The following is a 25,300-nucleotide window of genomic DNA, read 5'->3' as shown; positions in this document are numbered from 1 at the left end:
CGCCGTCTTCAGGGGACGCCGACGCTCGGGTCCCCGGGGTCGGGCGCCGGGGCGGCGGCGACCGGTGGAAGCCGGCGCAGTGCCCGGACGGCCAACGCGGCGACCGGCGCGCCCACCGCCAGGACGGCGACGGCCTGCACGGCGGCGATCGTGGTGAGGATGCCGCCCTGCGCCTGGGCGCCGTGGTCGGGCAGGGTGACGGCTCGCAGGGCGAGCGTGGCCACGGCGAGCAGGGTGAGCGCCAGCGACCACGGCAGCGTACGGGACCGGCGGACGGGCACCCGGAGCGCCAGGTGGACCGCCATGGCGGCGGTGACCACCGCGCAGGCCAGGCCCGGCCAGTCCAGCAGCCGCAGCGCCGGCGTGGTCGCCTGGGCGACGAACAGCGGTACGGGGACGAGGAGGATGCCGATCGGCAGCGCGAGCAGCCAGGGGCGGGGCCGCACCGGCGGGGCATCGTGGTGGAAGGCCGCCATGGCGAGCAGCAGGACGACGTCGACGAGCCGCATCGCCCACGGCGACACGGTCGGCGGCGCCGCCCCGGCGGCCTGCTCCACGGCGGTGGTGACGGCGGGCGGCACGACGGCCAGCAGGGCGACCGCCCGGGCCACGCGCCGGTGCCCGAGGACGAGCGCGACGTAGGCCGGCAACCACGCGTAGCCGGCGAGGTTCCACGCGGTGTGCCAGGCGTCCCGGGGCGGGGCGAGTGCCAGTTCCGCCGCGGGGGCCGGCAGCCAGTCGACCTTTCCGGAGAGCCACAGCGCGACGGCGATGCTCGCGGTGACCGTGACGGCCTGGGTCAGCATCGCCGTCAGCGTCGCGAGTCGCACGGCCTGTCCCCAGGCGTACGAGCGGGGTGGCGCGTCGGCTCCGCCGAGTCGCAACCGGACGGCCAGTGACAGGACGCTGGCAACCTCCGACAGACTCGGCCGACCGAATTCCGCCAGGTCGTCGGTGGTCTCCGGGTCGCCGGTGTCCACGCTGTCCAGGAAGGCGGCGACCATGTCCTCCTCCCACTGCCGACGGTAGGCGGCGGGCAGCAGCCGCAGCACGAGGCGGTAGCGCTCCTCCAGCCGGCTCACGACGACGTCCCGGGGGCCGGGTTCCGGTGGGCCCGCAACCGGGTGGTGGCGAGGCGGGCGTTGGCGGCCATCCGTCGCGCCTCCGCGTCGAGGGCGTCGCGGCCCCGCTCGGTCAGCCGGTAGTACCGGCGTAGCCGGCCCTGCCACGCCTCCTCGCGGTCCAGCTCGACCAGCCCGTCACCGACGAGCCGGTCCAGTGCCCCGTAGAGGGAGCCGATCTTGAGCTGGACGCGGCCGTGCGACAGCTCCGCCACGTCCGCCACGATCCCGTATCCGTGGCGCGGGGCGTCGAGCAGCGCGGTGAGGATGAAGAAGGCTGGTTCGGTCATCGCCCGGGCGGTCATCCGGCCAATATAGTGGATGGCAAGATATGCTGCGCATCAGAAGGCGGCTCGGTGCCGGCCAGACCGACCGGGCCCGCGGCGACGACCCGAGGAGTGGCCATGGGAGACGGTGACGCGGCGGATGCCGGAGACGTGGGCGGGCCCGACTTCGCCCCCGTGACACCGGCGGTGGAGAGCAGCGCCTTCGGTGCCCCACCCGCCAACCGGGCGGCCATCGTGCCGGGCCCTGGTCCGGGTTACCGCGGCCGCATCACGCTGCCACGGACCGCGCACCAGGCGCCGCCGCCCCCGCCGGTCGCGGGCAGCGATCCCGGCAACGGCGCGGGAACGGATCCGCGGCCGGCGCACCACGAAGGGCGCCCCCAGCCACCTGACGCCCGGCCGGCGTGAGCGGCACGCACGGGCGCGGCCCGACCGGATGGCACGCCGACACGCAGCGCCATCCGGTCGGCGCGGTCAGGTCGTCCGCTGGTATTCCTCCCAGGTCACCTTGGGCGTGACGGCGGGACCGTCGTCGGCGCCCCGGTTGGCCAGCCCGTTGAGGCCGAGGTAGTAGTCGCCGGCCTGGTGCTGTGCGTTCGCGGCCTGGTCCGTGTCGGCCAGGGCGATGGCGTGGATGTGGTACGGCCAGTTTCCCTGCGCCGGCGTGCGCAGCCACGCCGCGAAGCCCACCCGGCGCAACTGCCGCACGACCGTGGTCCGGTAGGTGGTGGACATGCCGCTGACGGAGAGATCCAGGGCTCCGCCGCCGTCGTGGGTGCCGGCGGAGGCCGGGTTGCTGACGTTGTACGAGCCCTGGGTGATGGTCAACTGGCCGCCGAGCAGCCGCTCGGCCTCCAGCAGCATGGCCCTGGTGCGCGTGTTCACCTGCACGCCCCGGAACGCGACGACGCCGCCCGGGGTCAACAGCCGGGTCACGGTGAAGCGCCCCTCACCCAGGAGCCGCAGCGACGTCTGGCCGGGGAGGCCGGTGGCGTCGAGTCCCGAGTATCCCAGGGAGCGCTGGTAGGCGGCGTAGGCCGCGACGGTGCTGGTGCCGAAGTGGCCGTCGACGTAGGTGGCCGACAGCAGGCCCCGCGCCTGCAGGGCGCGTTCCACGAGGAGCACGCTGTCCTTGCTGCCGGTGGTGATCGCCGTGTCCGCGCGGCGCGGGTCGATCTGGGCGGCCTTGATGAGCGCCTCCATGTCCACCACGGGAAGGGCCGCGTGGGCCGCCCGCCCCGTGACCGCGGCCCCGACCGCGGCAGCGGCCGCGCCGGTCAACAGGTTCCTTCTGGTCAGCATCTTTCCTCCCCCGATGACGGACTCCTGCCACGCCGGTGGCGTGGGCCGCACGAGAGCCGCGGCGGCGGGCAGGGTGACCGCCACCGGCCCCGGCGCGAGGCATGACCGACTGACCCATAGCAAGAAAGTCTTCCATGCCTCGATGGATAGTGGCAGAAAACTCCACCGGGCGGAAGGGCGCCGTCGCCCGGCCCCGGATCGTCACCGCCCCGCCCCGGCGGCACCGGGCTGACGCGCGCCGGGCAGCGGCTGCTGCGCTGGGCGAGCGGCATCATGATCACGCTCGGGGCGGGCCACCTGGCCCTGCTCACCGCCTTCGCCGGGGAGGGCGTCGGCGACTGGGTCGACCGTGGACCGTGGGCCGCCGTCCCACTCGCGCCGGCGGACGGCGCCGACCGGACCGCGGAGTCCCTGCGCAACGAGGTGACCTTCTGGGCCGGCCCGGGAAGCTTCGCCGTACCCCTGATCCTGCTGGGCTGGCTGACCTGGCACCTCGCCGGGCGCGGCGTGGCCGTACCCGCCGGGATCGGCTGGGCGCTCGCGGCGTGGTGCCTCGTCGGCGGCGTCCTGCTCGTGCCGTCGCCGTACTTCGCGGGCGTCGTCGCCGGCGCGCTCGTCGTGCTGGCCGCACGGGGAGCAAATCGCGCCCGCGCCGCGCGGGACCGGGAGGACCCCCTGACGTGACCCGGGCCCGCCGGGCGGTACGGGGACTGCCCGCCCACCCCCCTGTGCGGGCCGAAATGGAAATCGTTATCGTTGTCGCGTCCTCGTCGCCGATGGAAAGTGCGTGGCTGTGACACGACTGCGTCTGACCCTGATCTCCCTCCTCGCCGCCGGTGTCGCACTGGGCGGCTGCGGCGGTTCTCCCGCACCGTCCACCGGCGCCCCCGCGCCGTCCGCACCGCCCGTACAGCAGGTCACGCACGGCCTGACCGTGACCGACGTGCGGGGGCAGACGGTCAGCCTGAAGGCGAAGCCCGAGCGGATCGTCTGCCTGACCGGGCTGTGCGACGACACGCTCGTGGAGCTGGGGTTGACGCCGGCGGCGACCACCACGCCGAAGCTCGTCGCCCGCCCCGACTACCTCGGCGACGCGGGGAGGGCGGTGCCGGCCCTGCCGGGCACGTTCGGCAACGAGGACGTGGCGGCGATCGCCGCGGTCAGGCCCGACCTGGTCATCGGTCTCGCCGGGGTGCACGACCAGCTCCGCCCGGCGGTCGAGAAGTTCGCGCCACTGTGGCTGGTCCGCGTGAAGACGTACGAGGACTCGGTGCGCTACCTGCGCGACGTGGCCGCGCTGACCGACCGCGGCGCCCAGCAGGTGGCGGCCGAGCAGCGCTTCCGGGACCGGCTCGCCGCCGCCCGGGCCGCCGCCCGCGAGCACGGGCTGGGCGAGACGACGGCGCTGGCGATGTACGGCGGCACGTCCATCGGCGTCAACACCTCCGACGACCTGCTCGGACACCTGCTGTCACAGGTGTTCGACTACCCGTGGCCGAACAGGGGCGGCGGTTTCGACAGCGCGCAGGCGTACAGCGTGGAGGAGATCCTCACCCGCGACCCGGACGTCGTGTTCATCCAGTCGTTCACGTTCGGGCCGGACGCGAAGACGGTGTCCGCCCAGTACGCGGACAACCCGGTGTGGAAGCGGATCACGGCGGTCCGCGAGGGCCGCGCCTACGAGGTGCCGGCGGAGCTGTGGGCCTCGGGCCGGGGCACCCGGGCCCTGGGGCTGATCCTGGACGAGGCGGTCGCCAGGGCGACCGCGTGAGCGCGCTGGTAGCGGTCGCGGCACGACCGACGCCGCGCCGGCCCGCGGTGCCGGTGCTGGTGGCCGCCCTCGCCGGCGCGGCCGGGCTGACCCTGGTCCTGGGCCTGCCGGCGGACGCGGAGGTCGCGCGGGTCGTGCTGTGGGAGCTGCGCGTGCCCCGGCTGCTGCTGGCGCTGCTGGGGGGCGCGGCCGTCGGGGCCGCCGGCCTGCTGATGCAGACCGCGCTGCGCAATCCGCTGGCCTCACCGGAGCTGTTGGGGGTCTCCACCGGTGGGGCCCTGGCGGCGGCGGCGGTGGTCGTCTGGGCGTTGCCGGTCCCCGCGGCGGTCCAGCCGTTGGTGGCGCTGGCCGGCGCGCTGTGCGGCGGCGCGATCTGCCTGGCGGCTGCCGGCGCGGGCCGGGGCCCCGGCGCGGTGCTGCTGATCGGCGCGGCGGTCTCGACCGCCCTGCAGGCGGTGCTCCTGGCCGTGCTGGCCGCCGCCGACCGGCTGCAGTACGACACGCTGTTCCGGTATCTGGTGGGCAGCCTCAGCGGTGTCACCTGGGCCCACGCCCAGCTGACGCTGCCCTGGCTGCTGGCCTGCGTCCCGCTGACGGTGCTGGCGTCGCCCGCGCTGGGGGTGCTGCGCCTGGGCGACGAGGCGGCGGCGGCGCTCGGGCTGCGGGTGGGACGGGCCCGGTTGGTCGCGCTGGGGCTCGCCGCCGTCCTGGTGGCCGCCGTGGTGGGGCCCTGCGGACCGATCGCCTGGATCGGCTTCGTCGCGCCGCACGCGGCCAGGAGACTGCGCCCGACCGCCGACGCGCGGCTCCTGCTGCCCTGGGCGGCGGCGTTCGGCGCGCTGTTCACGACGGTCGCCGACCTCGCCGCGCGGCACGTCTTCGCCCCGGCGGAGACCCCGCTCGGGGCCTGGACGGCCGCGGTGGGCATCGTGGCCGGGCTGGTCATGCTGGCGCGGCGGGGCCGGTCGTGAGGTGGTGGTGGGCCGTCGCCGCGCTGCTGGTGGCGGCGACGGCGGAACTGGCGGTGGGCCGTGGGGTCGACTGGCCGCAGCTCGACGCGGTCGAGCAGCGGATCCTCGTCGAGCTGCGGCTGCCCCGACTCGTCACCGCGCTGCTGGCCGGCGCCGGGCTGGGTGCGGCCGGGCTGCTGATGCAGGCCGTGCTGCGCAACCCGCTGGCCGCTCCGGAGCTGACGGGGGTGAACCCGGGGGCGGTGCTCGGTGTGCTCGCCGGCATCCAGGTCGGGCTCGTTCCCGCCGACTCGGCCCCGGGCGCGCTGGTCGCGGCGCTGACCGGCGGCACCCTCGGCGGCACGCTGATGTGGCTGCTGGCCCGTCGTCGCGCGCCCGCCGAGGTGGCGGCGTACGGGCTGCTCGGGTCGGCTGCGCTGGCCGGGGTCACCACCCTGCTGCTGGCGTACGAGCCGAGTCGCTTCGGAAACGCGCTGCGGTGGCTCGTCGGCACCGTCGAGGGGCGGGTCTGGGCGCACGTGCAGACCGCGTGGCCCTGGCTGGCCGCCGCGCTGGTGGTGGCCTGGCTGTGCTCGGCCGCGCTAGGCGTGCTGGCCGCCGGGGACGGGCACGCCGCCGCGCTGGGCCTGGCGCCGCGCCGGGCGCGCGCGGTCGGGATCGCGCTGGCGGTGGCGTTGGCCGCCGGGGCGGTCGCCCTGGCCGGCGCGCTGGCCTTCGTCGGGCTGGTGGTGCCGCACGTCGCCCGGGCGATGTGCGGGGCCGACCTGCGCCGGGCGGTGCCGGCCGCCGCGCTGCTCGGGGCGACGGCGGTCGTCGGCGCGGACGTGCTGGCCCAGGTGTTGACGGTGGCGGTGCAGTCGGGGTCGGCCGGGCAGCGGCTCGGGGTGCCGGCGGGCGCGGTCACCGCGCTGCTCGGGGCGGTGGCGCTGGTCGTGGTGGCGCGCCGCTCGTCGCATGTGGAGGTGTCATGACGGAGCCGGTGTTCACCGTGGAGGACGCCCGTTACCACTACCGCGACCGGCCGGTGCTCGACGGGGTGTCGCTGGTGGTCCGCGCGGGCGAGTGCGTGGCGTTGGTCGGCCGCAACGGCTGCGGCAAGTCCACGCTGCTGCGGCTGCTCGCCGGCGCGGACCGGCCGGCCGGCGGGCGGGTGCTGCTGCACGGCCGCCCGGCGTACGAGCTGCGCCGGCGGGACGTGGCGCGGCAGGTCGCCGTGCTGCACCAGCAGCTGCCGCCGATGCCGGGAATGACGGTGCGGCAGCTGGTCGCGCAGGGCCGCTACCCGCACCGGGGGCCGCTGGGCATGCTGTGGCGCCCCGACGACGACGAGTCGGCCGCCGCGCTGGACGCCGCGGGCGTGACCGGGCTCGCCGGGCGTGAGGTGGACACGCTCAGCGGCGGCGAGCGCCAACGGGTCCGCCTGGCCCTCGCCCTGGCGCAGCGCACCCCGGTGCTGTTGCTGGACGAGCCGACCACCTTCCTGGACGTACGCCACCAGTTGGAGGTGCTGTCGCTGGTCCGCCGGCTGCACGCCGAGCGGGGCCTGACCGTGGTGGCGGTGCTGCACGAGCTGGACCACGCCGCCCGGTTCACCGACCGGGTCGTGGCGCTCGCGGGCGGCCGGGTCGCCGCCGACGGACCGCCCGCCGAGGTGGTCACCCCGGACCTGCTCGCCGAGGTGTTCGGCGTACGCGGCCGGGTGCTGACCGACACCCACACCGGCGCCGTCCGGGCGCTGGCTGACGCCCCGCTGGAGCTGCCGTGATCGTCCATCGGCAGTTGGTACGACTTGGCGGGGCCGTCGCGTGGCCGGTCGCCGGGTGCGCGGCGCTCGGGGTGGCGGTGTCGGCCGCGTACGTCGGTCAGGCGCTGCTGCTCGCCTCGGCGTTGGCGGCGGTGGCCCGGCGCGACCTCGACGCCGCTCCCCCGCTGCTGGCCGGGGTACTCGCGGTGATCGTCTTCCGGGCCGGGCTGCTGTGGTGGCGGGAGGTGGCGACCGCGGCGGCGGGCGCCCGGATCCGGGCCCGGCTGCGCGACCGGCTGGTGGGGCGGCTGGCCGAGCTGGGCCCGGCCTGGCTCACCGGCGCGCGCACCGGCCGCACCCAGGCCACGCTGGTCGACGGGGTGGAGGGGCTGGACGCCTACTACAGCCGCTACGTCCCGCAGGTGCTGGTCACGGCGACCGTCCCCACCGTGCTGGTGGCGTGGCTGGCCACCGTCGAGCCGGTCGCCGCGGCGCTGCTCGGCGTCGCCGTGCTGCTCGTGCTGACGGTGCCGCGGGCGTGGGACGCCACCCTGCTCAGGCGGGGCCGGGGACGATGGGCGGCGTTCACCGCCCTCGCCGCCGACTTCCTCGACACCCTGCAGGGCGCGGCGACGCTGCGCGCCTTCGGCGCGGTCGGCCGGATGCGGGACCGAGTCGAGGTGCGCAGCCGCGACCTGCACGCCACGACCATGGCGCAGCTGCGGCTCTCGCTGGTCGAGGGCGGGGTGAGCGCCCTGCTGGTCCACGCCGGCGTCGCCGCGGCGACGGTCGCCGCGGCCGTGGCGGCGACCGGCGGTCGGGCCGGGGCGGCCACGGTGTTCCTGGTGCTGCTGATCTCGGCGGAGTGCTTCCGGCCGGTGCGCGACCTGGGCGCCCACTGGCATGCGGGTTACCTCGGCGTCACCGCCGTCGACGGCCTCACCGAACTGCTCACGGCGCGACCTCCGGTCGTGCACACGGGCCGCGTCGACCGCCGCTTCGCCGCCGGCCCGGCCGTCGTCTTCGAGCGGGTCGGGTACCGCTATCCCGATCGCGCGCGGCCGGCGGTGCGGGACGTGACGCTGCGGCTGGCGCCCGGCGAGACCGTCGCGGTGGTCGGCCGCTCGGGTGCGGGCAAGTCCACCCTGGCGAACCTGCTGCTGCGGCACCTCGACCCGGACGCCGGCCGGATCACCGTCGACGGCGTCGACCTGCGGGACCTGACCCGGGACGCGCTGCGCCGGACGATCACCGTCGTGGCCCAGGAGACGTACCTGTTCCACGGCACGGTGGCCGACAACCTGCGCCTGGCCCGGCCGGACGCCACCGACGCCGACCTGGTGGCCGCCGCCCGCGCCGCGGGCGCGCACGACTTCGTGACCGCGCTGCCGAACGGGTACGCGACCCCGGTCGGCGAGCGGGGCGCCACCCTCTCCGGCGGGCAACGGCAGCGGCTGGCCATCGCCCGGGCGATGCTCGCCGACACCCCGGTGCTGATCCTCGACGAGGCGACCTCCCACCTGGACCGGCGGCAGGAGGCGGAGATCCTGACCGCCCTCGCCGGGGCCGCCCGGGGGCGCACCTGCCTCGTCATCGCGCACCGCCTGGCGGGCGTGCGGCACGCCGACCGGATCGCGCTGATGTGCGACGGCCGGATCACCGCGACCGGCCGCCACGAGGAACTGCTGCGCACGTCCCGTGCGTACGCCGACCTGGTCACCGTGCAGGAGGAGGCCTGATGGTCGCCACGGACCGCGCGTCCGACGCGCTCCCGACCGCCCCGCCGTCCGCCGGCGCCGCCGGGTCACCGCCCGGCGGTCCGCGACCCGGCGCCCTGCGGCGGCTGCTGCCGGCGGTCACCGGGCACTCCGACGCGTTCCGGGCGACCCTGGCGGCGAACCTCGTCGGGCAGCTCGCCACCGTCGGCGCGGCGGCGCTCGGCGCCTGGCTGGTCGGGCGGGCCGTGACCGGCGGCCCCACGCCGGTCGGGACGGCCGCGGCGGCGCTCGGCGGCCTGGTCGCGGTGATCGCCGCGGTCACCTGGTGGGAGATGCTGGTCTCGCACGACCTGGCCTACCGGGTCCTGGCCGACCTGCGGCTGCGGGTCTACGACGCGATCACCCGGCTGGTCCCCGGTCGGCTCGCCGGCCGCCGCTCCGGTGACCTCGCCACCGTCGCGCTGTCCGACGTGGAGACCCTGGAGTGGCTCTTCGCGCACACGATCGCGCAGCTGATCACCGCCGCCGTCGTCCTGGCCGCCGGCACGGCACTCGCGGCGTCGGTCGACCCGTGGCTGCCCGCCGTGGTGCTGCCGCTGGCCGGGCTGGTCGCGGTGGCGCCCTGGCTGCTGCGTCGCGCCGCCGATCGGCACGGCGCCCGCATCCGGGACACGACGGCGGGGCTGGCGGCCGACGTGGTCGACACGGTGCAGGGCCTGCGGGAGCTGACGGTCTTCGGGGCGCTGGAGCGGCGGCGCGCCGACCTGGCCGCCCGGACCCGTCAGCTCGGCCGGGCGCAGCGGGCGAACGCCGCCCGGGCGGGCCTGGAGACGGCGCTTGTCGACACGCTGCTGGCCGTGGCCGGCGTCGCCGCGCTGCTGGTCGTCGTCGACGGCGTCCGCCGCGCACGCGTGGACCCCGCGCTGGGACCGGTCGCGGTCGTCCTCGCCGGCACCGTTCTCGGGCCCGCCGCCCAGGTCGCGCTGTTGCTGAAGCAGGCAGGCACCCTACGTGCCGCCGCCGGCCGGATCGACGCGCTGCTGGGCGCGCCGGCGGCGGTAACCGCCCCGACCCGCCCCGTGCCCGCCCCCACCGGCGGCGGCGAGGTGGTCTTCGACGACGTGCACTTCGGCTACCTGCCGGGTCGGCCCGTGCTGCGGGGCGTCTCGCTGACCGTGCGGCCCGGCGAGACGGTCGCCCTGGTGGGCGCCTCCGGGGTCGGCAAGTCCACCTGCGCGCACCTGCTGTTGCGCTTCGCGGACCCGACCGCCGGGCGGATCACTGTCGGGGGCGTCGACCTGCGGGATCTCGCCGACGCCGAGCTGAGGCGCACCGTCACGGTCGTCCCGCAGGACGTGCACCTCTTCCCCGGGTCGATCGCCGACAACATCCGCCTGGGCCGGCCCGACGCCACCGACGCCGACGTCCGGCTCGCCGCCGACGCCGCGCAGGTCAGCGCGTTCGCCAGCGGGCTGCCGGACGGGCTGGACACCCCGGTCGGGGAGCGGGGCGCGACGCTGTCCGGCGGGCAGCGGGCCCGGGTCGCGGTCGCCCGGGCGCTGCTCACCGGCGCGCCCGTGCTCGTCCTCGACGAGGCCGTCGCCAACCTCGACGCCCGCACCGAGCGCGACCTGAGCCGGGCCCTGGCCGCCACCGGGTCGGGCCGGGCGACCCTGGTTATCGCCCACCGGCTCTCCACCATCGTGCGCGCCGACCGGGTGGTGGTGCTCGACTCCGGCCGCGTCGTCGCCGACGGCTCCTTCGACAGCCTGCGCGAGCGCGAACCGCTGGCGGGCCTGCTGGCCGACCAGCCCGCACGGCACCGGCAGGGACCGCCCCGCCGCTGACGCGCCGGTCACGACGGGGGTGTCCCTGTCGGCTGTGGACAGCCGGCGTCCCGCGGTCACTCGACCGTCTGGTAGGTTCCGCCGACACAACGGGCGACGGGGGAGGCAACTGTGCGGACGATTCGGCTCGGACTGATCAGCGCGGCCATGATCGCGGCGGCGGCGCTGGCCGGCTGCGGCGGCGACGACTCGGCGGGCGGCTCGACGCCGTCCGGGGGCGAGGGCTCGTCGGGCCCGGCGCAGGCGACGACGGGCACGGCGGAGGCGACCGCCACGAGCGCGGGCGCCGACGGAGGCTCGGCGATGAGCGCCGACGCCAAGGCCGCGTGCACCAGGATCAAGGGCGACATCAAGAGCGCGTTGGCGAAGGTGGCCGAGGCGGAGAAGATCGGGCCCCCGGCGGGCCACTCCGCCGTCAGCGCGCAGTACTCCGCGGGCGCGGCGGGGCTCTACGTGCACACCTTCACCTCGAACGCCGCGGTCAACGACGCGACGAAGCAGGTCGCGACCGCGATGACCGAACTCGCCGACAAGCACGCGGCCAACCCCCGGACGAAGCCCAGCACCGCAGCCCTGGAGACCGCCGTCAAGCAGGTGGAGGCGGTCTGCGCGGCCGGTTGAGCGGTCGGTTGAGCGGCCCTCGGGAGTAGACCCGGTCGCCGCGCGCCGGTGGCTCGGGCGCGGCGACCGTAGGCAGGGCCGGATAAGCGTTGCGCCACATATCCTGGACATGTAGTGTCCAGGATGCAGCCCTTCCCGCGCGGAAGGGCTTTCCGAGACCGTCATTCTGGACACAAACCATCCAGATAATCAGCGGCGGTCGCCGCCGTCAGGAGACATCGTGGAAAACCGCTTCCGTCACCCAGGGCTCGCGTTGGCCCTGCTGGCATTCGCCCAGCTCATCATCTCGCTGGACTACAACATCGTGTACGTCGCGCTGCCCGAGATCGGCGCGCAGCTCGGGTTCTCGGCACAGACGCTGCAGTGGGTCGTCAGCGCCTACGCCGTCGCCTTCGGCGGGTTCCTGCTGCTCGGCGGTCGCGCCGTCGACCTGTTCGGGCCGCGCCCGGTCTTCGTGCTGGGACTGGCGCTGTACGCGGCGTCGTCCCTGGCCGGCGGGCTGGCCACCTCCCCGGTGCTGCTGGTGCTGGCACGTGCGGCGCAGGGGCTCGGCGGCGCGCTGCTGTTCCCGGCCACGTTGACGCTGGTCTCCACCGGCTTCGCCGAGGGGCGGCAACGGCACCGGGCGTACGCGGTCTGGGGCACCGCCGGCGGCAGCGGCATGATCCTCGGCTCGTTGCTGGGTGGAGTGCTGACCGACGCGTTCGGCTGGACCTCCGTGTTCCTGGTCAACGTGCCGCTCGCCGGCATCGCCGCGCTGCTGGCGCTGCCCCTGGTGCCGCGTGCCGCCGCCGGCCGGACCGGCCGACGCTTCGACCTGGCTGGTGCGCTGACCGCGACCGCCGGCACCACGCTGGTGGTGTTCGCGCTGGTGCAGGGGCCGGAGTCCGGTTGGACCGCGCCAACCGTGCTCGGCTCGGCGGTGACCGGCGCGGTCCTGCTGGCCGCGTTCGTCGCGGTGGAGGTGCGCAGCGCGGATCCGTTGCTGCCGCTGCGGCTGCTGCGCGGCCGGGACCTGGGCACCGGAACGCTTGTCACGTTCCTGTACATGGCGACGTTCGGCACGCTGCTGTACTTCCTGACCGTCTACTTCCAGACGGTCCGCGGCTACGACGCGCTGCGCACCGGGCTGGCGTTCCTGGTGCCGATGGCCGCCATCGTCGCCGGCTCCCAGCTCGCCGGCCGGTTGGCGAACAGCCGCGGCACGCGTACCGCCATGATCACCAGCCTCGTGGTGGGTGGAGCCGGCACCGCGATCCTGGGCGCGAGCCTGACCGTCGACGGCTCCTACCTGGCGCTGCTGCCCGGTCTGGTCGTCCTCGGCCTCGGGCAGGGCGCCGGCTACACGCTGATGTTCGGCGCAGCCACCGCCGCCACGCCCGCCCACCAGCAGGGCATCGCCTCCGGGGTGGCCTCCACCGCCCAGCAGGTCGGCGGCGCGGTCGGCCTCGCCGTGCTCGTCGCTCTCGCCAACTCGCCCGCCAACGGGCTGACCGGCCCGGCCCTGCGCGCCGCCACGACGGACGGGCTCCGCACGGCGGTCTTCGTCGCGGCGGCCGGCATCGGTGTCACCGCGCTGGTCGCTCTCGGCTTCACCCCCGCCAGCCGCCGCACCACCACCGACACCGACGTCGCGGTCGTCCACGCCGCCGCCTGAAACCACGAGAAGAAGAAGGAACCCCGTGAACGCTCTGCACGCTCTGCGCTCCGTCGTCCGTGGCCAGGTGTGGCTGCCCGGCGAGCCCACCTTCGACGCCGCCCGTCGGCCCTGGAACCTCGCCATCGACCAGCAGGTCGACGCCGTGGTCGAGGCCACCGACACCGCCGACGTCGTCGCGCTCGTCCGCCACGCCCGCGCCGCCGGACTTCGCATCACCACCCAACCCAACGGACACGGCGCCACCGGCCGCACCGCCGGCACGATCCTGCTGCGCACCCGAAGCCTGGACACCCTCCAGATCAACCCCGCCACCCGCCGCGCCCGCGTCGGCGCGGGCGTACCGTCCGGCCTGCTCCAAGCGGCCGCCGCACCCCACGGCCTGACCGGCCTGCCCGGCAGCTCACCCGTGGTCAGCGTCACCGGCGTCGCCCTCGGCGGCGGACTGAGCTGGTTCGGCCGCGCACACGGCTGGGTCGCCGACAACGTCACCGCCTTCGACATCGTCGACGCCCACGGCCACCACCGACACGTCACCACCGACACCGACCCCGACCTGTACTGGGCACTACGCGGCGGCGGCGGCAGCTTCGCCATCGTCACCGCCCTCGAACTCGCCCTGCACCCCGCACCCCACCTCTACGGCGGCAGAATCCTCTGGCCCGCCCAACACGCCCCGGCCGTGATGGACACCTACCGCACCATCACCGCCACCGCACCCGACGAACTGACCGTCTGGCTCGACCTCCTCCACTTCCCCGGCGCCGACCCCATGGTCGCCATCGACACCACCTACCTCGGCCACCCGAACCAGGCCCACGAACTCCTCAGCCCGCTGGACCGCCTACCCACACCACTGTCCGACACCCGCAAACCCATCACCCCCGCCGAACTCGGCGCCATCACCGCCGAACCCACAGAACCCGCCGCAGGCCTGTCCCACACCGAACTCCTCACCACCCTCGACGACCAAGCCGTCACGACACTGCTCGAAAACCCCATCGCACCCCTGCTCAGCGCACAACTACGACACCTCGGCGGCGCACTCGCCCACCCCTCCGACAGCCCACACGGCCCCCTCACCGAGCCCTACGCCCTCTACATGTTCGGCCTACCCACCGACCCCACCCGCGCACAAGCCGTCACCACCAAACAACGCACCCTCGCCGACGCACTACCCACCAGCGGCCGCAAACCCCTCACCCTCCTCAACCCCACCGAAACCATCGCCGACGCCTTCACCCCCGACGTGATCAACCGCCTCCGCGACATCAAACACCGCCACGACCCACACGACACCTTCCGCGCCAACTTCCCCGTGACCGGCTGACGCGGACGCCCCGCCCGAAGGTGCTGCGCGCCGGGTGGCCGGTCCCGTCGGACCGGTCACCCGGCGTGCCTGCCGGAACCTCCGAGGTGGTGGCGGGACCGGGCGCCCCCGTCGACGTCCGGCCGACGGCAGCATCGGGAGAGGGACGAGCGCGATCGGCGGAACAGGGGTTCTCAGGTGCCGGCGCGATGGTGAACACTGCCCGGGGGCCGCCGCTTCGCGGCGGGCACATCATCGGTCCACAGGAAGGCTCGGTCGGGTGTTCAGTCGTGTCGCCATCGTCAATCGTGGTGAGGCCGCCATGCGGCTCATCCACGCCGTGCGGGACCTGGCCGCGGAGACCGGGACACGGATCGAGACCGTCGCCCTGCACACCGACGTCGACCGTACGGCCACCTTCGTCCGCGAGGCGGACCTGTCCTACGATCTCGGTCCCGCGTCCGCGCGCCCGTACCTCGACCTGAAGGCGCTGGAACGCGCGCTGGTCGAGACCGGGTCCGACGCCGCGTGGGTCGGCTGGGGCTTCGTCGCGGAGGACCCGGCGTTCGCGGAGCTGTGCGACAAGATCGGAGTCACCTTCGTCGGCCCGAGCGCGGAGGCCATGCGCAAGCTCGGCGACAAGATCGGCGCGAAGCTGATCGCCGAGCAGGTCGGCGTGCCGGTCGCGCCGTGGAGCCGCGGCGCGGTGGAGACCCTGGACGCCGCCCTGGCGGCGGCGGCCGAGATCGGCTACCCGCTGATGCTCAAGGCGACCGCGGGCGGCGGCGGCCGGGGCATCCGCGTGGTCACGAACGAGGCGGACCTCGCCGACGCCTACGAGCGCACGAGCCAGGAGGCCGCGCGGGCGTTCGGCAGCGGCATCGTGTTCCTGGAGCGCCTGGTCACCGGCGCGCGGCACGTCGAGGTGCAGGTGATCGCGGACGGCCAGGGCACCGCCTGGGCGCTCGGCGTCCGCGACTGCTCCGTGCAGCGCCGCAACCAGAAGGTCATCGAGGAGTCGGCGTCGCCGGTGCTCAGCCCCGCGCAGGCGGCGGAGCTGAAGGCGTCCGCCGAACGGCTGGCCGTCGCGGTCGACTACCGGGGCGCGGCGACCGTCGAGTTCCTCTACCACCCCGGGGACAGGCTGTTCGCGTTCCTCGAGGTCAACACCCGCCTGCAGGTCGAGCACCCGATCACCGAGTGCACCACCGGATTCGACCTGGTCAAGGCGCAGCTGCACGTCGCCTCCGGCGGCCGGCTCGAAGGCGCGCCGCCGGTGGAGCGCGGGCACGCCGTCGAGGCCCGCCTCAACGCCGAGGACCCCGACCGCGACTTCGCGCCCTCCCCCGGCCGCATCGCACGGCTCGACCTGCCGGCCGGGCCGGGCATCCGCGTGGACACCGGCGTCAGCGAGGGTGACACCATCCCCGCCGACTTCGACTCGATGATCGCGAAGATCATCGCGTACGGCCGCGACCGCGACGAGGCGCTCGGCAGGCTGCGCCGGGCGATGGCCCAGACCACGGTCATCATCGAGGGCGGCGCGACGAACAAGAGCTTCGTGCTCGACCTGCTCGACCAGCCGGAGGTGATCGACGCCAGCGCGGACACCGGTTGGATCGACCGCGTCCGTGGCGAGGGCCGGCTCGTCTCGCACCGGCACTCGGCCGTCGCGCTGGCGGCCGCCGCCATCGAGGCGTACGAGGAGGAGGAACGCGCGGAGCGGCAGCGGCTGCTGTCGACGGCCGCCGGCGGACGCCCGCAGGTGCAGCACTCCAGCGGCCGACCGCTGGATCTCAAGCTGCGCGGCGTCGGCTACCGCGTGCGCGTCGCGCGGGTCGGCCCGCACCGGTTCCGGGTCGGCCTGGAGGCGGGAGGCGACACCCGCACCGCCGATGTCGAACTCGACCGCTTCGACCGCCACACCGGGCAGATCGTCGTCAACGGCACCCGCTACCGCCTGCTCACCGGCACCCACGGGCCGATCCACCTGGTCGAGGTGGACGGCGTGACGCACCGGGTCAGCCGCGACGAGGGTGGCGTCGTCCGCTCACCGATGCCCGCGCTGGTCGTCGCCACGCCCCTGGAGGTCGGCGCCGAGGTCGAGGCGGGCGCGCCGGTGCTGGTGGTCGAGGCCATGAAGATGGAGACGGTGCTCCGCGCGCCGTTCCGGGCTCGGCTGAAGGAGTGCGCCGTGGCCGTGGGCAGCCAGGTGGAGGCCGGCGCCCCGCTGCTTCGGCTCGAGCCGCTCGCCGACACCGGCGACGCCGAGGACGCCTCGGCCGCCGAATCCGTCGAGCTGGACCTGCCCGCCGCGCCCGACGGTGTCCCGGCGCGGGAGCGCATCACGCGCGGCCAGGAGGACCTGCGCAGCCTGCTGCTGGGCTTCGACGTCGACCCGCACGACGACCGCCGCGCGCTCGACGACTACCTCGCCGCCCGCCGGGCGGCCGCCGAGGACGGCCACCGGCCGCTGGCCGAGGAGTTCGACCTCGTCGACCTGTTCTCCGACCTCGCCGAGCTGAGCCGCAACCGGCCGGCGGGCGAGGACGGCGGCGACGGCCACGTGCACAGCGCGCGCGAGTACTTCCACGCCTACCTGCAGTGTCTCGACGTCGAGCGGGCCGGGCTGCCGGCGACGTTCCAGGCCAAGCTCGCCAAGGCGCTCGCGCACTACGGCGTGACCGACCTGGAGCGCTCCCCCGAGCTCGAGGCCGCGGTGTTCCGGATCTTCCTCGCCCAGCAACGGGCGGCCGCCGACGCGACGGTCGTCGCGACCCTGCTGCGCGCGTGGCTGCGGGAGCCGCCGCCGGACGAGGCGCTGCGCGAGCCCGCCGGCCTGGCGCTGGAACGGCTGGTGGCGGCGACGCAGGTCCGCTTCCCCGTGGTCGCCGACCTCGCGCGCGGCGTGGTGTTCGCCTGGTTGGCCCAGCCGTTGCTGCGCCGAAACCGCGCCCGCGTCTACGCGAACGTACGCCGGCACCTGCGCCACCTGGACGCGCACCCGGACGCGCCGGACCGCGTCGAACGCGTCGCCGAGATGGTGCGCAGCACCGAGCCGCTGGTGCGGCTGCTCGGCCAGCGGCTCGTCCGCGACGGCCTGGACCACGCGACCATGCTGGAGGTGCTGACCCGGCGGTACTACGGCAACAAGGGGCTCACCGGCGTGCGCACCAGCGAGGTCGCGGGCTGCACCTTCGTGGTCGCCGGGCGCGCGGACTCCTGCGTGGTCTCCTCGGCGGTGCGCTTCGACGCGCTGGGCGGCGCGCTGCGCGGGCTCGCCGAGCTGGCCAGCGGCGAGGACGCCGTCGACGCCGACATCTACCTCGCCTGGGAGAACCAGCCGGAGGGCTCCGACGCGATGGCGGCGGCGTTGCAGGAGGTGGTCGGCGCCCACCCGCTGCCGAGTCAGGTCCGCCGGCTCACCGCCACCGTCGCGGGCCGCAGTGGCACGGTCATGCACCACCACTTCACGTTCCGCCCGTCGACCGCCGGGATGGCCGAGGAACGGCTGGTCCGCGGCCTGCACCCGTACATCGCACAGCGGATGCAGCTGGACCGGCTGCGCAAGTTCGACCTCACCCGGCTGCCGTCGTCCGACGAGGAGGTCTACCTGTTCCGGTGCGTGGCGCGGGAGAACCCGTCGGACGACCGGCTCGTGGCGTTCGCGCAGGTCCGCGACCTGACCGAGCTGCGCGAGCACGACGGCAGGCTGGTCGCGCTGCCGACGGCCGAGGACACCGTCGCCACCTGCCTCGACTCGATCCGCCGCGCGCAGGCGCGGCGGCCGTCGGCGAAACGCCTCAACACCAACCGGATCGTCGTCTACGTCTGGCCGCCGGTCGAGTTCACCCGCGCCGAGCTGGAGATGATCGCCGGACGGGTGCTCCCGACGACCGCGGGCGCCGGGCTGGAGGAGATCCTGTTCATCGCGCGCGAACGCGACCCGGAGACCGGCGAGCTGACCAGGATCGCGGTGCGCATCTCGTTCGACGCCACCGGCGGCGCCGAGCTGACCGTCGGCGAGCCGTCGGACGAGCCGGTCGAGCCGCTCGACGACTACCGGCAGAAGGTGCTGCGGGCGAGCAGCCGCAACACGGTCTACCCCTACGAGCTGACGGGTCTGCTCGGTGACTTCGTCGAGCACGACCTGGACGAGAACCACGTGCTGGTGCCGGTCGACCGGCCCAAGGGCCGCAACACGGCGGCGATCGTCGCGGGCGTGGTCACCACGGCGACCGCCCGGCACCCGCAGGGCGTCACCCGGGTCGTGCTGCTGGGCGACCCGACGAAGTCGCTCGGCGCGCTGTCGGAGCCGGAGTGCCGCCGGGTGATCGCCGCGCTGGACCTGGCCGAGCGGCTGCGGGTGCCGCTGGAGTGGTACGCGCTCTCCTCCGGCGCCCGGATCTCGATGGAGTCGGGCACGGAGAACATGGACTGGGTGGCCGCGGCGCTCAAGCGGATCGTCGAGTTCACCCAGGACGGTGGCGAGATCAACATCGTGGTCGCCGGCATCAACGTCGGCGCGCAGCCGTACTGGAACGCCGAGGCGACGATGCTCATGCACACCAGGGGCGTTCTGGTGATGACGCCGGATTCGGCCATGGTGCTCACCGGCAAGCAGTCGCTGGACTTCTCCGGCGGCGTGTCGGCCGAGGACAACTTCGGCATCGGCGGCTACGACCGGGTGATGGGCCCGAACGGGCAGGCGCAGTACTGGGCGCCGAACCTGGTCGCCGCCCGGGACGTGCTGATGGCGCACTACGAGCACACGTACGTCGCGCCCGGCGAGCAGGCGCCACGGCGGGCCACCACGACCGACCCCGTCGACCGGGACGTCTCCGACTTCCCGCACACGGTGGCGGGCAGCGACTTCACCACCGTCGGCGAGATCTTCTCCGCCGAGGCCAACCCGGACCGGAAGAAGCCGTTCGACATCCGGACCGTGATGCGGGCGCTCTCCGACCAGGACCACCCGGTGCTGGAGCGCTGGGCGGGCATGGCGGACGCGGAGACCGCGGTGGTGCAGGACGTGCACCTGGGCGGCATGCCGGTCTGTCTGCTCGGCATCGAGTCGCGGTCGGTGCCGCGGCGCGGCTTCCCGCCCACCGACGGCCCGGACGCCTACACCGCCGGCACCCTGTTCCCGCGGTCGTCGAAGAAGGCCGCGCGGGCGATCAACGCGGCCAGCGGCAACCGGCCGCTGGTGGTGCTGGCGAACCTGTCGGGTTTCGACGGCTCGCCGGAGTCGATGCGGAAGTTGCAGTTGGAGTACGGCGCCGAGATCGGCCGCGCCATCGTCAACTTCCGAGGGCCGATCGTGTTCTGCGTGATCTCGCGGTACCACGGCGGCGCGTTCGTGGTGTTCTCGAAGGCGCTGAACCCGGACATGACCGTGCTCGCGCTGGAGGGCTCGTTCGCCTCGGTGCTCGGCGGGGCTCCCGCCGCGGCGGTGGTGTTCTCCGGCGACGTCAACGCCCGGACCGCCGCGGACCCGCGCGTACGGGACCTGGAGACCCGCGTCGCGGCCGCCTCCGGCGCCGACCGGGCGGCGCTGACCGCGGAACTCGACGAACTCCGCTCGTCGGTGCGCGCGGAGAAGCTCGGGGAGGTGGCGACGGAGTTCGACCGCATCCACGACATCCGGCGCGCCGTCGAGGTCGGCTCCGTCGACGCCGTCGTCCGCGCGGCCGAACTCCGCCCGCGCATCATCGAGGCCATCGAGTCGCGGCTGCGGCAGCCGACGGGCGGGTCGCGGCTGCGGCAGCCGACGGGCGAGTCGCGGCTCGGGTAGCCGGCGGCGGGCCCGCCGCGCCGGACGCGTCACGTGCCGTCGGGAGCGGGTCGCCTGAGGACGCCGTGTGAGGGCGGGGAGCGCGACAGGGCGCTCCCCGCCCTCACGCGTCCGCGGCGGACGGGGCCGGGCCACCCGCCGGGCGGGCGCGCAGGGAGTAGACAGTGTCTACTGACCCTGGTAGACACTGTCTATGACCGACGACGATGACGCCGGGTTGCGTGCCCGGCTCGTGCGGGTCGGAGTGGACATGGTGCGCTCCGAGGGGTTGCCGACGCTCACGCTGCGGGAGATCGCACGACGCGCCGGCGTGTCCCACGGGGCACCGCGCCGGTACTTCCCGACCCACCTCGCCCTGCTGTCCGCGATCGCCCGCGAGGGGTTCGCCGACCTGACCGCGCAGCTCACCGCCGCGCTCGCGGACTGTCCGGACAACCCGCGCCCGCGTCTGGCGGCGCTCGCCCGGCGGTACGTCGAGTTCGGCCGCGACAACCGCGGCATGTTCGAGCTCATGTTCCGCCACGACCTGCTGGAGAGCGACCACCTGCGGCTACGGGAGGTCAGCCTGCCGCTGTTCGAGTTGCTGGTCGATCTGGTGTCGCGGGCACGCCCCGACAGCGGGGCGTCGGCATCCGTCGTCGCGGGAGCGCTGTGGACGAACATGCACGGCATCGTCCAGCTGTGGAACTGGGGAAGCCTCCCCCTGGCCACCGGTATCGACGACGTGGAGCAACTGCTCCACGCGGCCCTGGACGCCCACCTCGGCCCGGAACCCCGATGATCCGCCCCGGTACGCCCACGCCCACCCCCTCGTCGAGGAGAGCCCCGTGCCGCCGCTGTACGCCCTGAGCAAACTCACCGTCGGCAACGTGCTGCGGCTGTGCTGGCGGCCGACCGTGCACGGCCTTTCCCACGTGCCCCGGGCCGGCGGCGCCATCCTGGCCGGGAACCACCTGTCCGTCGCCGACGAACTGTTCCTCGGGGCGGTCGTGCCACGGCACATCGCCTTCTGGGCGAAGGCCGAGTACTTCTCGGGCCGGGGCCTGCGTGGCGGCCTCACCCGCGCCGTCGTCGCCGGAATGGGCGCGATCAGGGTCGAGCGCGGCGGCGGCCGGGCCGCCCTGGCGGCCTTCGACGCCGCCGTCCCCGTGCTGCGCGCGGGTGGGCTGGTCGCCGTCTACCCGGAAGGCACCCGCTCGCCCGACGGGCGTCTCTACCGGGGCCGTACCGGCGTGGTCCGCCTCGCCCGGCAGGCAGGCGTCCCGATCATTCCCGTCGGCGTGCTCGGGACCGACGAGGTCCAGCCCGTCGACGCCCGGTTTCCCCGCCTCGGCGTGGTCACCTTCAGATTCGGTGAGCCGATCGACGTCACCGGCCGCACCGACGGCCCGGCTGCCATCCGCGCCGTCACCGACGAGGTGATGGCCCGGATCCAGGAGTTGACCGGCCAGCAGTACGTGCCCCGGTACGCCCCCCGCCGCGACGCCGTACCCGCTTAGCCGCCTCGGTTCCCGATCTGCCGAGACGGCCCGGGCGGTGGCAGTGGCAGCTCGACGGCGGCCACCTCCTCGACCCGCAGGGCGGAGTGCGCCGGGGGCAGCTTGTCGGCTCGCGGCGAGCGGCTGTGCAGCCGCCCCCGGCCGGTCGGGTCCGGGCGCCCGCTCACCTCGCAGGTCACCATCCGGATCGGCGGGGGCGGCGCGGTGAACCGGCCGGCGCCCCAACGCACCCAGAGCGCGATGCGCCCCGCGTCGGCTTCGGCGAGCAGCTTGTCCCAGGTCCGGCGGCGGGTACCGTGATCGACCTCGACGGCGATCGGCGGCCCGTCCGGGCGCGCGCAGGCGACGTCGAGCACCGACCGCTGGGCGGACATCGGCGGCGGCAGGGGCAGCACGCTGGGCGCGCGGCGGTAGACCCGCCAGCCGCGCGCCGTGGCCCAGTCGACCACCGCGTCGATCAGCCGCGCGGTGACCTGGTCGGTGGTCAGGTCGGCGAAGGTGACGGCGTCGAGCCGCCCTGCCAGCGACGCCGCCAGCCGCTCCCCGTCCTCGTCGACCGTCACCGCCGCAGGGTAACCGCGCGGCGGGCCGTCGTCGCCGGCAGGGCGGCACGAGGTGTACGCGGGGCGGCCGGCGGCTCCCCGGCCCTCGGCGACGACTGCCGTCGGGCCAGAGTAGGCGTGGCGCGTCCCGGTGTCCGCCGCCCCGCCCGCTACCGCTGGTCGCCGACGGGTTCGGGCTGGGCGGCGGGTGCCGTGGCGGCGAGGTGGACGGTGGCGACGACCAGGCGGGCGATCGCGGCCAGGGTGGCCGGGTCGACCTTGTCGGGGCTGTCGGCAGGACTGTGGTAACCGCCCATGCCCGCGCCGATGCCGACGGCGGCGAGGCCGGCGGCGCCGTAGCGACGGTTGTCGGAGGCCACGGGGCCCGCCGCCAGGGGGACTCCGGTGTGGCGGCCGGCCTGGTCGAGCAGGGCCAGCAGGCGGTGGGCGGGACCACCGGCCTCGACGGCGGCGGCCTCGTCGAGGCTGCCGGCTCCGTCGACGTTGATCACCAGGGGCGCGGCTCCCGTCGTCCGGAGCCGGGCGGCGTGGTGTGCCGAGCCCAGCGCGCCGACCTCCTCGCCGTCGAGCAGCGCGACGGCGAGCCGCACGCCGCCGGAAAGGGCGGTGGCGAGGACCCGGGCGGCCTCGAGGACCACGGCGACGCCGGTGGCGTTGTCCGACGCCCCGGGCAGGCGCAGGCCGGGATGGTCGCCGACGCCGTCGTAGTGGGCGGTCAGCAGAAGTTCCGTGCCGCCGGGGGCGGTCGACCCGAACTCACCGTGGACGTTGACGCCGGTGACGTCGTCGCGGCGCAGCGGCGTGGCGGCGGCCAGCCAGCCGTCGCCCCCGGTCGCGGCGGCGAGCACGGCGTGATGGACGTCCGGACTGAGCGTCAGCACCGGCAGCGGTCCCGGGTCGGGCCCGGCGAGCATGGTGAACTGCCACCCCTCGGCGTCGACGGGGCGACGCACCAGCAGCCCGGCCGCGCCCCGGGTGTCGCGGTAGGCGTCGAACAGGCTCGTCTCGGCCGGCACCACGAGCCACCGCCCGGCCGGGTCGTGGGTGTCCGCGACGCCGAGGGCGCCGCGGCGCGGGTGGTTGGTGTCGGCGGAGGCCGGGTGGATGGCCACCTGGCGCCCGAAGACCAGCGTGGTCGAGCCGCCGCCGTCGCCCCAGGTGACCGCCGGCGCCTCGTACACCTGCGGCACGACGCGGACCGGGAACGCCTCGGTGCGCACCTCGGCGCCGAGGGCGGTGAGCTGGTCGACGAGCCACGCGCGGGCTGCCGCCCCGCCGGGTGAGCCGACGCGCCGCCCGGTCATGGGATCGCCGGCGAGTGTGCCGACCGTGGCGGTCATCCGGTCGGGGTCGACCCTGCCGAGCAGGTCCGGAAGGTCGGTGGGGACGGTCATCCGCAGCATCCCCGTCCGCTGGCGACGGCGTCGGCCCGGGCCCCGGTGCCGCAGCACGAGTCGGACGTCCGGGCGGCCCGTGCGGTGCCGCGGCACGAGTCGGCGGGGCCGGTGTCGCCGGTCGACGGGAGGATCCCGCCGACCGGCTGGGCGGGGCTGCCGCAGCAGGCACCCGAGCCGGTGACCTGGAGGGCGGCGGCGGGGTCCCCGGCGAAGCCGCCGGGGGCGGTGGTGTCGGCGCTCATGTCGGTCCTTCTCTCTTCAGCGCGGGCTGATCAGCGCGTGGGTGGTGGTGCGGGTGGCGTCGTAGCGGCGTTCGGCACGCTCGGCGGAGGTCGACACCTGCGCGCAGGAGTCACAGAACCGAACGGTGGTCAGCGGTGCGCGTGGGCGGCGAATGGCGCCGAACATGGTGGTCCCCTGTCCTCGGACGCTTGATTTGACGTCCGTCGAATCAGATACTGCATGCTGATTAGATATCTGTCAATCTAGAACATCATCTAATCAGCGCCGCCGTGGCCACACGTCCCGCACCCCGGGTCGTCTCGGCCGGGCCGGGCCGGCACCGCAACCCGACCCGGCACCGCACCGACCCGATCAATTCCCGCCGGGCGCTATCATCGCGTGGTGACGATCGACTGTGCTCCCGACCTGACGCCCGCCGTCGCGCTGTTCCGATCGCTCGGCGACCCGACCCGGCTGGCGATCCTGCGCCGGCTCGCGTCCGGAGAGGGGCGGGTGGTGGACCTGACCGGCCAACTCGGGCTGGCGCAGTCGACGGTCTCGAAGCACCTGGCCTGCCTTCGCGACTGCGGCCTGGTGGACTACCGGATCGAGGGTCGCCAGTCGTTCTACGCGCTGACGCGCCCGGAGCTGTTGGACCTGCTCCGCTCGGCCGAACAGGTGCTCGCCGCCACGGGCGAGGCGGTCGCGCTGTGCCCGGTCTACGGCACGCCGGCCGGCTCCCGCCCGGAGGCCGGCTCGTGAGCACGACACCGCTGACCCCGCAGCGTCGGGCGGCGCTGTCGCGCCGCAGCCTGTGGCTGGCGTACGCCACCGCCGGCTACAACCTCCTGGAGGGCCTGGTCGCGGTCGCGGCCGGCGCGGCAGCCTCGTCGACGGCGCTGGTCGGATTCGGCCTGGACTCGTTCGTCGAGGTGTCCAGCGCCGCCGTGCTGATCTGGCAGTTCCGCTCGCGGGTGCCCGAGGAACGGGAGCGACTGGCACTGCGGCTGATCGGCGTGTCGTTCTTCGCCCTGGCTGCCTGGGTGACGGTCGACGCCGTCCGGTCCCTGCTGGCCGCCGGCGGAGACGCCGACGCCAGCCCGGTCGGCATCGGTCTCGCCGTCGCGTCGCTGATCGTGATGCCGCTGCTCGTACGGGCCAAGCGCCGCACCGGCCGGGAACTGGGCTCGGCAACGGTCCTGGCCGACTCGACGCAGACCATGCTGTGCACGTACCTCTCGGCGGTGCTGCTCGTGGGTCTGGTGCTCAACGCCGTCTGGGGCTGGTCGTGGGCCGACCCGGTCGCCGCGCTCGTCATCGCCGGTGTCGCGGTCAAGGAGGGCGTGGCGGCCTGGCGCGGTGAGCACTGCGACGACTGCGCGCCCCCGCCCGCCGCCGTCGACCACGTCGGGGTCTGCGCCGACGGCTGCCGCGCCGACGGCAGGGCGTGACGGCGTCCCCTGTCCCCCACGACACC

The 25,300-nt window shown here is 75.1% G+C and carries 22 protein-coding genes; 15 read left to right on the top strand and 7 right to left on the bottom strand.

Annotation, left to right across the window (positions count from 1 at the left end; genetic code table 11):
- Positions 1-8 precede the first annotated feature (8 nt).
- The 3 genes from GA0070606_RS28005 to GA0070606_RS27995 all read right to left on the bottom strand — a co-directional run bounded on the left by GA0070606_RS28005 (position 9) and on the right by GA0070606_RS27995 (position 2,710).
- Positions 9-1,082 carry a hypothetical protein gene (locus tag GA0070606_RS28005; protein WP_091106227.1) on the bottom strand — a complete coding sequence of 358 codons (1,074 nt, stop codon included), beginning with the start codon at positions 1,080-1,082 and terminating at the stop codon, positions 9-11.
- Complete coding sequence (locus GA0070606_RS28000; RefSeq protein ID WP_245724840.1) at positions 1,079-1,426, bottom strand: PadR family transcriptional regulator; 348 nt, start codon at positions 1,424-1,426, stop codon at positions 1,079-1,081. Before GA0070606_RS28000 ends, GA0070606_RS28005 begins: the two co-directional genes overlap by 4 nt.
- 456 nt (positions 1,427-1,882) lie before the next feature.
- A complete protein-coding gene (locus GA0070606_RS27995; RefSeq protein ID WP_091106225.1) occupies positions 1,883-2,710 on the bottom strand; it encodes a peptidoglycan-binding domain-containing protein in 828 nt (275 codons plus the stop codon).
- Between the two features lie 228 nt (positions 2,711-2,938).
- On the opposite strand from GA0070606_RS27995, the gene GA0070606_RS27990 reads away from it, so the two are divergent.
- The 13 genes from GA0070606_RS27990 to GA0070606_RS27930 all read left to right on the top strand — a co-directional run bounded on the left by GA0070606_RS27990 (position 2,939) and on the right by GA0070606_RS27930 (position 21,641).
- Complete coding sequence (locus GA0070606_RS27990; RefSeq protein WP_342672194.1) at positions 2,939-3,394, top strand: DUF6463 family protein; 456 nt, start codon at positions 2,939-2,941, stop codon at positions 3,392-3,394.
- A gap of 109 nt (positions 3,395-3,503) precedes the next feature.
- Positions 3,504-4,481 carry an ABC transporter substrate-binding protein gene (locus GA0070606_RS27985; protein WP_218106078.1) on the top strand — a complete coding sequence of 326 codons (978 nt, stop codon included), beginning with the start codon at positions 3,504-3,506 and terminating at the stop codon, positions 4,479-4,481.
- Positions 4,478-5,452 carry a FecCD family ABC transporter permease gene (locus GA0070606_RS27980; RefSeq protein WP_176737449.1) on the top strand — a complete coding sequence of 325 codons (975 nt, stop codon included), beginning with the start codon at positions 4,478-4,480 and terminating at the stop codon, positions 5,450-5,452. Before GA0070606_RS27985 ends, GA0070606_RS27980 begins: the two co-directional genes overlap by 4 nt.
- Entirely contained in the window at positions 5,449-6,423 is a 975-nt protein-coding gene (locus tag GA0070606_RS27975; RefSeq protein ID WP_091106222.1) for a FecCD family ABC transporter permease, read from the top strand. Before GA0070606_RS27980 ends, GA0070606_RS27975 begins: the two co-directional genes overlap by 4 nt.
- A complete protein-coding gene (locus GA0070606_RS27970; RefSeq protein ID WP_091106221.1) occupies positions 6,420-7,217 on the top strand; it encodes an ABC transporter ATP-binding protein in 798 nt (265 codons plus the stop codon). The genes GA0070606_RS27975 and GA0070606_RS27970 overlap by 4 nt, the downstream gene beginning before the upstream one ends.
- Positions 7,214-8,935, top strand: a complete 1,722-nt coding sequence (locus GA0070606_RS27965; protein WP_091106220.1) for an ABC transporter ATP-binding protein/permease — start codon at positions 7,214-7,216, stop codon at positions 8,933-8,935. Before GA0070606_RS27970 ends, GA0070606_RS27965 begins: the two co-directional genes overlap by 4 nt.
- The gene (cydC, locus tag GA0070606_RS27960) at positions 8,935-10,761 is read left to right on the top strand and encodes a thiol reductant ABC exporter subunit CydC (protein WP_091106219.1); all 1,827 of its coding nucleotides are present in this window, start codon (positions 8,935-8,937) and stop codon (positions 10,759-10,761) included. The genes GA0070606_RS27965 and cydC overlap by 1 nt, the downstream gene beginning before the upstream one ends.
- A 111-nt stretch (positions 10,762-10,872) precedes the next feature.
- The gene (locus GA0070606_RS27955; RefSeq protein ID WP_245724839.1) at positions 10,873-11,382 is read left to right on the top strand and encodes a hypothetical protein; all 510 of its coding nucleotides are present in this window, start codon (positions 10,873-10,875) and stop codon (positions 11,380-11,382) included.
- A gap of 220 nt (positions 11,383-11,602) precedes the next feature.
- Positions 11,603-13,039 carry an MFS transporter gene (locus GA0070606_RS27950; protein ID WP_218106077.1) on the top strand — a complete coding sequence of 479 codons (1,437 nt, stop codon included), beginning with the start codon at positions 11,603-11,605 and terminating at the stop codon, positions 13,037-13,039.
- A gap of 25 nt (positions 13,040-13,064) precedes the next feature.
- Positions 13,065-14,369 (top strand): FAD-binding oxidoreductase, encoded by a 1,305-nt coding sequence (locus GA0070606_RS27945; RefSeq protein WP_091094741.1) that lies wholly within the window; start codon positions 13,065-13,067, stop codon positions 14,367-14,369.
- Positions 14,370-14,628: 259 nt separating this feature from the next.
- Positions 14,629-20,142 (top strand): ATP-binding protein, encoded by a 5,514-nt coding sequence (locus GA0070606_RS27940; protein WP_091106217.1) that lies wholly within the window; start codon positions 14,629-14,631, stop codon positions 20,140-20,142.
- A 193-nt stretch (positions 20,143-20,335) separates the two neighbouring features.
- Entirely contained in the window at positions 20,336-20,923 is a 588-nt protein-coding gene (locus GA0070606_RS27935) for a TetR/AcrR family transcriptional regulator (protein ID WP_091106216.1), read from the top strand.
- A 46-nt stretch (positions 20,924-20,969) separates the two neighbouring features.
- On the top strand, positions 20,970-21,641 hold the full coding sequence (locus GA0070606_RS27930; protein ID WP_091106215.1) for a lysophospholipid acyltransferase family protein: 672 nt from the start codon (positions 20,970-20,972) through the stop codon (positions 21,639-21,641).
- Here the strand turns inward: GA0070606_RS27930 and GA0070606_RS27925 are convergent.
- The 4 genes from GA0070606_RS27925 to GA0070606_RS32755 form a co-directional block, all read right to left on the bottom strand.
- Positions 21,638-22,204 carry a hypothetical protein gene (locus GA0070606_RS27925; protein WP_091106214.1) on the bottom strand — a complete coding sequence of 189 codons (567 nt, stop codon included), beginning with the start codon at positions 22,202-22,204 and terminating at the stop codon, positions 21,638-21,640. The genes GA0070606_RS27930 and GA0070606_RS27925 overlap by 4 nt on opposite strands.
- Before the next feature lie 149 nt (positions 22,205-22,353).
- On the bottom strand, positions 22,354-23,598 hold the full coding sequence (locus GA0070606_RS32975; protein WP_218106075.1) for a M28 family metallopeptidase: 1,245 nt from the start codon (positions 23,596-23,598) through the stop codon (positions 22,354-22,356).
- A complete protein-coding gene (locus tag GA0070606_RS27915) occupies positions 23,595-23,843 on the bottom strand; it encodes a hypothetical protein (RefSeq protein ID WP_091106213.1) in 249 nt (82 codons plus the stop codon). The genes GA0070606_RS32975 and GA0070606_RS27915 overlap by 4 nt, the downstream gene beginning before the upstream one ends.
- A 16-nt stretch (positions 23,844-23,859) precedes the next feature.
- Entirely contained in the window at positions 23,860-24,009 is a 150-nt protein-coding gene (locus GA0070606_RS32755; protein WP_176737448.1) for a hypothetical protein, read from the bottom strand.
- Between the two features lie 216 nt (positions 24,010-24,225).
- Here GA0070606_RS32755 and GA0070606_RS27910 point away from each other — a divergent pair, with 216 nt between their 5' ends.
- Positions 24,226-24,585 carry an ArsR/SmtB family transcription factor gene (locus tag GA0070606_RS27910; protein WP_091108279.1) on the top strand — a complete coding sequence of 120 codons (360 nt, stop codon included), beginning with the start codon at positions 24,226-24,228 and terminating at the stop codon, positions 24,583-24,585.
- Complete coding sequence (locus tag GA0070606_RS27905) at positions 24,582-25,274, top strand: cation efflux transmembrane domain-containing protein (protein ID WP_091108277.1); 693 nt, start codon at positions 24,582-24,584, stop codon at positions 25,272-25,274. The genes GA0070606_RS27910 and GA0070606_RS27905 overlap by 4 nt, the downstream gene beginning before the upstream one ends.
- The last annotated feature ends 26 nt before the right edge of the window (positions 25,275-25,300 follow it).

It is taken from the genome of Micromonospora citrea (assembly GCF_900090315.1).
In the GTDB taxonomy this organism is placed as follows: Bacteria; Actinomycetota; Actinomycetes; order Mycobacteriales; family Micromonosporaceae; genus Micromonospora; species Micromonospora citrea.
Note: the sequence above shows the minus strand (reverse complement) of the source record. Positions and strands in the feature narration are given on the sequence as shown.

What these genes read in the sequence shown, in the direction of transcription:
- GA0070606_RS28000 (WP_245724840.1), bottom strand. Translation starts at nt 1,426, where the DNA reads ATGACCGCCCGGGCGATGACCGAACCAGCCTTCTTCATCCTCACCGCG.
- GA0070606_RS27935 (WP_091106216.1), top strand. Translation starts at nt 20,336, where the DNA reads ATGACCGACGACGATGACGCCGGGTTGCGTGCCCGGCTCGTGCGGGTC.
- GA0070606_RS27915 (WP_091106213.1), bottom strand. Translation starts at nt 23,843, where the DNA reads ATGAGCGCCGACACCACCGCCCCCGGCGGCTTCGCCGGGGACCCCGCC.
- cydC (WP_091106219.1), top strand. Translation starts at nt 8,935, where the DNA reads ATGGTCGCCACGGACCGCGCGTCCGACGCGCTCCCGACCGCCCCGCCG.
- GA0070606_RS32755 (WP_176737448.1), bottom strand. Translation starts at nt 24,009, where the DNA reads ATGTTCGGCGCCATTCGCCGCCCACGCGCACCGCTGACCACCGTTCGG.
- GA0070606_RS32975 (WP_218106075.1), bottom strand. Translation starts at nt 23,598, where the DNA reads ATGACCGTCCCCACCGACCTTCCGGACCTGCTCGGCAGGGTCGACCCC.
- GA0070606_RS27995 (WP_091106225.1), bottom strand. Translation starts at nt 2,710, where the DNA reads ATGCTGACCAGAAGGAACCTGTTGACCGGCGCGGCCGCTGCCGCGGTC.
- GA0070606_RS27970 (WP_091106221.1), top strand. Translation starts at nt 6,420, where the DNA reads ATGACGGAGCCGGTGTTCACCGTGGAGGACGCCCGTTACCACTACCGC.